At 59.3% G+C, this 8,635-nt stretch carries 7 protein-coding genes and 1 pseudogene; 2 read left to right on the forward strand and 6 right to left on the reverse strand.

Annotated features, from left to right (window positions below; all coding sequences use genetic code 11):
• Nucleotides 1–310 (reverse strand): annotated as a pseudogene (locus ACOYIE_RS06910) (dihydroorotate dehydrogenase electron transfer subunit); the annotation flags it as partial.
• A 326-nt stretch (nt 311–636) separates the two neighbouring features.
• On the opposite strand from ACOYIE_RS06910, the gene ACOYIE_RS06915 reads away from it, so the two are divergent.
• Nucleotides 637–1,284: a hypothetical protein gene (locus ACOYIE_RS06915; protein WP_433411722.1), complete on the forward strand. Its 648-nt coding sequence runs from the start codon at nt 637–639 to the stop codon at nt 1,282–1,284.
• A gap of 89 nt (nt 1,285–1,373) precedes the next feature.
• Here the strand turns inward: ACOYIE_RS06915 and carB are convergent, their stop codons facing one another.
• From carB to pyrR, 4 genes are all read right to left on the reverse strand, one after another.
• Nucleotides 1,374–4,559, reverse strand: a complete 3,186-nt coding sequence (gene carB, locus ACOYIE_RS06920) for a carbamoyl-phosphate synthase large subunit (RefSeq protein WP_433411724.1) — start codon at nt 4,557–4,559, stop codon at nt 1,374–1,376.
• Nucleotides 4,559–5,653, reverse strand: coding sequence for a carbamoyl phosphate synthase small subunit (locus ACOYIE_RS06925; protein WP_433411726.1), 1,095 nt, complete (start codon nt 5,651–5,653; stop codon nt 4,559–4,561). Before ACOYIE_RS06925 ends, carB begins: the two co-directional genes overlap by 1 nt.
• 292 nt (nt 5,654–5,945) lie before the next feature.
• The gene (gene pyrF / locus ACOYIE_RS06930; RefSeq protein ID WP_433411728.1) at nt 5,946–6,863 is read right to left on the reverse strand and encodes an orotidine-5'-phosphate decarboxylase; all 918 of its coding nucleotides are present in this window, start codon (nt 6,861–6,863) and stop codon (nt 5,946–5,948) included.
• Nucleotides 6,864–6,879: 16 nt separating this feature from the next.
• Nucleotides 6,880–7,431 (reverse strand): bifunctional pyr operon transcriptional regulator/uracil phosphoribosyltransferase PyrR, encoded by a 552-nt coding sequence (pyrR, locus tag ACOYIE_RS06935; RefSeq protein ID WP_433411729.1) that lies wholly within the window; start codon nt 7,429–7,431, stop codon nt 6,880–6,882.
• A 367-nt stretch (nt 7,432–7,798) separates the two neighbouring features.
• Between pyrR and ACOYIE_RS06940 the strand changes: the two genes are divergently transcribed.
• Nucleotides 7,799–7,981, forward strand: a complete 183-nt coding sequence (locus tag ACOYIE_RS06940; protein WP_433411731.1) for a hypothetical protein — start codon at nt 7,799–7,801, stop codon at nt 7,979–7,981.
• 87 nt (nt 7,982–8,068) lie between these two features.
• On the opposite strand, the gene ACOYIE_RS06945 is transcribed toward ACOYIE_RS06940, so the two are convergent.
• Nucleotides 8,069–8,635 (reverse strand): SEC-C metal-binding domain-containing protein (locus ACOYIE_RS06945; protein WP_433411733.1); only part of this gene is annotated, 567 nt, incomplete at its 5' end.

Consider the following 8,635-nt stretch of genomic DNA (forward strand, 5'->3'; position numbering starts at 1 on the left):
TTGCGCCGAGCGCCGCCACATCGAACCCGTGGCCGAGCGGCCCGAGCACATCAAGCGTATCGCCTTCCCGCCGTTCGGCAAGCCAGCGGGTGCCCTCGCCCTTGACCTGATAGACAACGGTGAGCCGATCCGCCGCCGCGCGGCAAATCGAAATCGGGCGGCGCAGCAGATTGCCCTCGCCGCAGGCAATGTGTACGAACTGTCCGCACTGTGCCGCCGCCGCGATCTGCGGCGCTTCCAGCACCGTTTCATATAATCCTTCTCCCAGCCGCGTCTGCTGTGCAACGCGGCAGATCTCCTGCATCGACATATATTTTCCCCTTTCGGTGATACTGCTTCTATTGTACAGGAATTTCGGCAAAAAAGAAAGCCCTTTCCCCCGCTCTGTGCGCCGCAGGCTGTCTTTGCTCTTGTCTTTTTCCGCGCCGCATGTTACAATAAAACTGCGACACAACCAAATATTCATCTGTACGAGTGTGTAATTTTACTATGGTAAAAATGCATGCTCTGCTTTCGCATTCGTATGGATGATTTGAAAGGTTGTGTCGCAGCAATCGGAGCAATGCGTTTTTCAGCGTACGGCTTCGGCTGTGCGCTTTTTTATTTGCATCACAAAACAAAAACGGAGGGAAAACGATGAAAAAACATTGGATGCTAACAGGCATGCTGCTGGCGCTTCTGCTGCTGCCCGGCTGCGGCGGCACCCCTGCCGCACCGGCGGACGATACCGCACCGGCAGACGATACCGGCACCGCGCAGACGGATGCGCGCACCCCTGCGGCGGAATACAGCTTTACGCTTGAAGAGGACGAAAACCGCGTGGTGGAAAACACCGTGTTTGAAAAAGATGTGACGATCAGCGGCGCGCGGGCGCAGATTGTATTTGACAACTGCGTTTTTGAGGGCGATATCATCAACACCTCTGACGCGGGCGCCAGCGTTACCATCCTCGGCTCGGAAATCAACGGCGCCTGCATTTTGCAAAACGGCAGGAAAGAAGCCGTGATGGAAGACCCCTTCCCCAAGTTCCTGCTGGACGCGCCGGCCGAAATCGTGTGCGAGGACTGCTTCGGCGGCGCGATTGCGCTGGGCGATTTTGAGCTGCGCTTCAACGGCGAGACCTATACCATGCAGGACGCTTCGCTCTTCTTTGATACCACCAATCCGGACGCGGGCTTTGTGCCGTATGAAGGGCAGCAGGCTTCGCTGCTGGCCGTCGCGCAATGGTGGGAGGACGGAGAGCAGCAGCTGCTGATCGAATGTGAATTTGACCCGAATCTGTAAAAAAGTGCGCGCGCCGAAGCAGAGCGAGAAAAACAGCCGCCCCGAAACCTGTGGTTTCGGGGCGGCTTTGTCTGCCGGAAAACGGCGGCTTAAATGGTGTTGATGTCAATCATCTCGCAGTTTTCGATCTTGATGTCACCCTCCAGGCAGCGGAGCAGCGCGGAGGCTGTGTCCATGCTGGTCAGGCACGGAATCGCGCGCTCAACCGCGGTACGGCGGATGTGTACCGAGCCCAGTTCGGGATGGCGGCCCTTGACCGAAGTGGCGATGACATAGTCAATCTTGCCCGATTCAATCAAATCAATGATGTTGGGCGAAGGCTCGTCCACGTTGCGGATGGCGTTGGTGGCAACCATGTGGCGGTTTAAAACGTTGGCCGTGCCGCTCGTAGCGTAGATATCAAAGCCGAGGGCTTCAAACCGCTCGCCGATGCGGATGGCTTCCTGCTTGTCCGAATCGCGCACCGAAATCAGCACGGCGCCCTTGCGCTTCATCCGGAAGCCCGCGCCGGTCAGGCCCTTTAAGAGCGCTTCGCGGAAGGAGGTGGACACGCCGAGCACCTCGCCGGTGGACTTCATCTCCGGTCCGAGCTGGGTATCCAGGTCGCGCAGCTTCTGGAAGGAGAATACCGGCACCTTAACCGCATAGTGGTCGCTTTCCGGATACAGACCGGTGCCGTACTCCATATCGCGCAGCTTTTCGCCGAACATGCAGCGGGTCGCCAGATCGACCATCGGCACGCCGGTCACCTTGGAGATATACGGCACGGTACGGGACGAACGGGGGTTGACCTCGATGATATAGATCTGATCGTTGTACAAAACAAGCTGGATATTGACCAGACCCAGCACCGACAGGCTCTTGGCCAGCGCCTCGGTATACTGGATGATGGTCTGCTTGTGCTTTTCCTCAATGTTGATCGAGGGGTAAATGGCAATCGAGTCGCCCGAGTGTACGCCGGCGCGCTCAAAGTGCTCCATGATGCCCGGGATGAGGATATCGTCGCCGTCGCAGATGGCGTCAACCTCAATTTCGCGGCCCATCATGTATTTATCAACCAGCACGGGGTTTTCCACCTTGTTGCGGGTGATAACCTGCATGAATTCGCGCACGTCCTCTTCCTTGTGCGCAATTTCCATGCCCTGACCGCCGAGCACATAGCTCGGGCGCACCAGCACCGGATAGCCCAGCTCTTCCGCCGCGCGCACGGCCTCTTCCTCGGTCATGACCGTGTGGCCGGCCGGACGCGGGATGCCGCACTTTTCCAGAATGACGTCGAACTTTTCACGGTCCTCCGCCGCGTCAATCGACCAGGCCGGGGTGCCGAGGATCGGCACGCCGAGCGATTCCACATGGGCGGCAAGGTTGATGGCGGTCTGTCCGCCGAACTGCACGATGGCGTAATCCGGCTTTTCCGCCATGACAACGCCGGTCACATCCTCGGGCGTGAGCGGCTCGAAATACAGGCGGTCGGCGGTATCAAAGTCGGTAGAAACGGTTTCCGGATTGTTGTTGATGATGACGGTCTCGCAGCCGAGCTTTTGCAGCGCCCACACCGCGTGTACCGAGCAGTAGTCAAACTCAATGCCCTGACCGATGCGGATCGGACCGGAGCCTAAAACGAGCACCTTCTTTTTGCCGCTGGGCGGCGCAACCTCGGTCTCCTCGTCAAAGGTGGAGTAGTAGTAGGGGGTCTCCGCGTCAAATTCCGCCGCGCAGGTATCGACCATTTTGTAAACCGGCAGGCGCTTAACCGCGGAAATGTCCTTGCCGGAAAGCGCGGTGATGGTCTTATCAAGGAAGCCCATCTTTTTGGCGCGCAGGTAGAGGCCGCTGTCGATTTCTTCCGCCGACGCGAGTTCCTTTTCCATGTTTACAATGTTCTGGAACTTGTGCAGGAAGAACACGTCCATCGTGGTGACCTCGTGAATCTCCTCAATGGTCATGATGCCGCGGCGCAGCGCCTCGCAGATGTGGAACAGGCGCTGGTCGTCCGTGCGGGCAACGCCCTTCTTGATTTCCGCGTCCGACTGCGCGGCAAAGCGCGGCACAATCATGCTGTCCAGCTTGATTTCGCACCCGCGCACGGCCTTCATCAGCGCGCCTTCAAAGCTGGTGTCAATGCTCATGACCTCGCCGGTGGCCTTCATCTGGGTGCCGAGGGTATTGTCCGCATACACGAACTTATCAAACGGCCAGCGCGGGAATTTGCACACAATATAGTCGATGGTCGGCTCAAAGCAGGCCTTGGTCTTTTTGGTAACGGCATTGGTGATCTCATCCAGACCGTAGCCGATGGCGATTTTGGCGGTCACCTTGGCAATCGGATAGCCGGTGGCCTTGGAAGCCAGCGCGGACGAACGGGAAACGCGGGGGTTTACCTCGATGACCGCGTATTCAAAGGATTCCGGATGCAGGGCGTACTGCACGTTGCAGCCGCCTTCAATGCCCAGCTCATCGATGATATTGAGCGCCGAGGTGCGCAGCATCTGGTACTCCTTGTCCGACAGGGTCTGCGCGGGCGCAACAACGATCGAGTCGCCCGTGTGCACGCCGACCGGATCGACGTTTTCCATGCTGCAAATGGTAATGGCGTTGCCCTTGGCGTCGCGCATGACCTCAAACTCGATTTCCTTCCAGCCGGTGATGCACTTTTCAACGAGGATTTCATCGACGCGGGAGTACATGATGCCGGACGCCGCAATTTCACGCAGCTCATCCCAGGTGTAGGCGATGCCGCCGCCCGTGCCGCCCAGCGTATACGCGGGGCGGATGATGACCGGCAGGCCGATTTCGCGGGTAAAATCGACTGCGTCCTCTACCGTGTGTACGACCTTGGACGCGATGCACGGCTCGCCGATCTTTTCCATCGTGTCCTTGAACATCTGGCGGTCCTCCGCCTTGGCGATGGTGTCCGGCTTGGCGCCGAGCAGCTTGACGCCCATCTGCTCCAAAAAGCCGCTTTCGCACAGCTCCATGGCAAGGTTCAGGCCGGTCTGGCCGCCGAGGTTGGGCAGCAGGGAGTCCGGACGCTCCTTTTTGATGATCTCCTGCACGGCTTCGATGGTCATCGGCTCAATGTAGACCTTGTCTGCCATGGCCTTATCGGTCATGATGGTGGCGGGGTTGGAGTTGACGAGCACGACCTCCAGCCCTTCCTCGCGCAGGGCGCGGCACGCCTGCGTGCCGGCGTAGTCAAATTCGGCCGCCTGGCCGATGACGATCGGGCCGGAGCCCAGTACCATTACCTTTTTAATATCTTTGCGCAGCGGCATTACTGAGCGCCTCCCTTGGTTTTTGCGATATTTTCCATAAACTTATCAAACAGGTACGAGGTATCCATCGGGCCTGCACAGGCTTCGGGATGGTACTGCACGGTGAATACCGGACGGCCGATATGCTCCAGCCCTTCCGCCGTGCCGTCGTTCAGGTTGACATAGCGCACGCGCGCCACAGCCGGATCGACCGATTCGCTGACAACTGCGTAACCGTGGTTCTGACTGGTGATATAGGTGCGGTCGGTGTCCACATCCTTGACCGGATGGTTTGCGCCGCGGTGGCCGTATTTGAGCTTGGTCGTCTGCGCGCCGATGGCAAGGCTCAAAAGCTGGTGGCCCAGGCAGATGCCGAAAATCGGCATGCCGCTTTCGACCAGCGTTTTCAGGATGGCGATGCATTCCGTGTTTTCCGCCGGATCGCCAGGGCCGTTGGACAGCATCACGCCGTCAAACTTGCCGATGATCTCCTCCGCCGGGGTGAGCGCCGGCACGGCGACAACCTCGCAGCCGCGCTTTTGCAGCTCGCGCTCGATGTTGTACTTGACGCCGTAATCATACAGCGCAATGCGGTATTTTTCCTGCCCCTCCGCGGGATAGACCTTGCTTTCGCCGCGCGTTACGGTCTTGACGGCGTCCTTTACCACAAAGTCCCGCATGGCGGCAACGGTCTGCTCGTCCGGCTCAAAGCCCTCGGTGTAGATCACGCCGTTCATCACGCCCTCGCTGCGCAGCTTGCGGGTCAGGCGGCGGGTATCAATGCCCGCAAGGCCGACGATCTTCTGCTCTTTAAGGTATTCGTCCAGCGTCATCTTGCAGCGCCAGTTGGAGGGATATTCGGTTTCCTCGCGCACAATAAAGCCGGATACCCAGCTCTTGCGGGATTCGTTATCCTCGCAGTTGATGCCGTAGTTGCCGATCAGCGGATAGGTCATGGTGACGATCTGACCGTAGTAGGAGGGATCGGTCAGCAGCTCCTGATAACCGACCATGCCTGTGTTGAACACGACCTCGCCGATGCTCTGTCCCTCATAGCCGACGGCGGTGCCTTCAAACAGGGTGCCGTCCGCGAGCAGTAAATACGCTTTTTTCAAGTTCCCACGCTCCTTATATCTCTTCGATTGAAACTACAGTTTCAATCGAGGGGACATACCGCGCCGGCGACGCGGATATGTCCTAAACTGCGCAAAGTTCCGATAGACGAAACTTTGCTTCGTACCTGTATAAAAAGCCACGCGCATGTCGCGGCTTTTTATGAAAATGGCAGCGTACCGCCATTTTCTAATTGGCTACGCGCCTAACGGCGCGATAATACCTGTATCGGCATCCGCTTTCTCCGGAACCGGATGCCGTATATAGGGGGTACGGGTACCCCCTATACCTTTATTATTTTATTGCCGCAACGATCTCATCCCGCATACGGATGGCTTCCGCGCGGGCGGCTTCCTTATAATCGCGGCCGTCCTTACCGGTTTTCTTCCACGCGCACATGATACCGCGCGAGGAGTTGACGATTGCGCCGAGGCCGTCGTCGTTAAAGGCGTTTGCGATGTCCTTCGCGGTCGCGCCCTGCGCGCCGTAGCCGGGCACCAGGAAATAGCTCTTCGGCAGCAGCTCGCGCACGACCTTCTGCTCTTCCGGATAGGTTGCGCCGACGACCGCGCCCACCTGGTTGTAACCGCAGGGCATATCCAGTCCCTCGCCCCATTTGGCAACCATTTCGGCCATGCGGACGAACAGGGGGCTGCCTTCCATATCGCGGTTTTGCAGCTCGCCGGAGGAGGGGTTGGAGGTCTTGACCAGCATGAACAGGCTCTTTTCGCGGCTGCGGCACTCCTTCAGGAAGGGCTCAACGCCGTCCGTGCCGAGGTAGCCGTTTACCGTTACGCTGTCGCAGCCGTAGGGCGCGATCTCGGTATCGCCCACGCGGGTCTTGCCGAGGTAGGCTTCCGCGTAAGCCGTGGCGGTCGCGCCGATGTCGTTGCGCTTGATATCGCCGATGACGTACATGCCCTTGGCGTGGGCGTAGTCGATGGTTTCCTTGAGCGCCATCGCGCCGTAAGAGCCGAGCAGCTCGTAATACGCCGCCTGCGGCTTGACCGCGGGGACGATATCGCACAGCGCGTCGATCAGCCCGCAGTTGAAGGTGACGACGCTCTCCGCCGCTGCGCGCAGCGTTTCGCCGTGCAGCATCATATGGCGCGCGGTGATGTGCTGGGGGATGTACTCGAGGCGGGCGTCCAGCCCGGCAACGGTGGGGTTGCCCTTTTCCTTGATTTTTTCTACCAGTGTTTGGATCGACATAAATGCTCTTCCTTTCTCAGCCGCAATCGTTTTTTGTATCTTCGTGTTCCAAAATGACAACAGTATCTTCGCCGTCCACCTCGGTCAGGCGTACGGAAACGCGCTCCTCCCGCGAGGTGGGCAGGTTTTTGCCGGTATAATCCGGCCGGATGGGCAGTTCGCGGTGCCCGCGGTCAACCAGCACGGCAAGCTGGATGCGCCCTGCGCGGCCGCTGTGCGCCAGCGCTTCAATCGCAGCGCGCACCGTGCGGCCGGTGTACAGCACATCGTCCACCAGAATGACGGTTGCGCCCGCGATGCGAGGGTCAAGCGGCGGCAGGCTGCCGCTGCCGCGGGGCTTATCGTCCCGCCAGGGGGTCACATCCAGCGCAAGCACCGGCGGGGCCTTGCCCTCCACCTCGCCAAGCTTGGCGGCGATGCGCTGCGCCAGATAAACGCCGCGCGTTTTGATGCCGGCCAGCAGCAGGTGGTCCGTCCCTTTGTTTTTTTCAATAATTTCAAACGCGATGCGGGTCAGCGCGCGGCGCACGCCGTCCGCGTCCAGAATAACGGCCTTTTGCTCGGCCATTTTGCCGCCTCCCTTCGGAAATGCAATAAAAAACAGCCTTCCGCACCAAACGCAGAAAGCCGCACCAAAATCTACACCTGTCCCCCTGTTCTGTGGCTGACGGCGTATGCACTGTTTTCTGCCTTGGACGGCTCACGGGCCGCGCCTTAAAGGCGGATTGTTGCATCTATTATATAATAGGATGCCCGGTTTGTAAACCGTCGATTGCGCAAAATAAATTTGTTTTTTCAAGCAAATTTTGTGCGCCCGCACAGAGGCAAGTCTGCGCGCAAAGCGGACATACTATTCGTGCAGCACCAAAACGCACGGGCGGCGCGGGCGCTGTTTGGCGCGCCGCTCACAAAAAACAGGAAAGGCGGCGAAGAAAATGCATGTATCTCCCTTTGTTTCCGGCATTGCGACCGGCGCGGTCGCGGGCGCGGTGGTTTCCATGGTTGCGGCGGGCGCAATGCTCAATCCCTCGGTGCGCCGGAACGCGCAGCACATGGCGCGTCGGGCCGAGCACTCGGTCCACAAGGCAGCGCACAATGTCGGCCAGATGATCGGATAAACAGCGTCTGACTGACCGGCCGCACCGCAAAACGGCAGGAAAAACGGCAAAACGGCCCGCCGCGCAGAGCGCAGCGGGCCGCCTTTTTTATTTGTACGGATTATCCGCCTTGAGGTAGCAGCATTTCTTATATTTTTTGCCGCTGCCGCACGGACAGGGGTCGTTCGGGCCGATTTTCTTGCCCACGCGCTTGGGCGCGGGCTTGGTCGTGCCGTCCGACGCGCCGGCCGCGCCCGTCTCCTTGGCGACCTGCTCGCGCTTGGGCTCCTCCTGCGTGCGCAGCTGCGCCAGATACATCATGCGCACCGTGTCTTCCCGAATGGCGTCCACCATCGCGTCAAACATATCGAAGCCTTCCCGCTTATATTCGACCACCGGATCGTGCTGGCCGTATGCGCGCAGACCGATGCCGTTGCGCAGCTCGTGCATGGCGTCAATGTGGTCCATCCACTTGGTATCGACGTTTTTGAGCAGCACCACGCGCTCCAGCTCGCGCATAACGGGCGGCGTCAGCGCCTGCTCCTTGGCTTCATATACCTTGTGCGCCTGCTCGGCCAGCGTTTCAATCAGCTGGTCGGCGGTCAGGTCGTCGCACTCCTCGGGCGTGAAGGTGCAGTCGGTCGGGCGCAGGAAAATGCCGATAAACGGACGCCG

The sequence above is a fragment of the Agathobaculum sp. genome (genome assembly GCF_050946325.1).
Classification (GTDB): domain Bacteria; phylum Bacillota; class Clostridia; order Oscillospirales; family Butyricicoccaceae; genus Agathobaculum.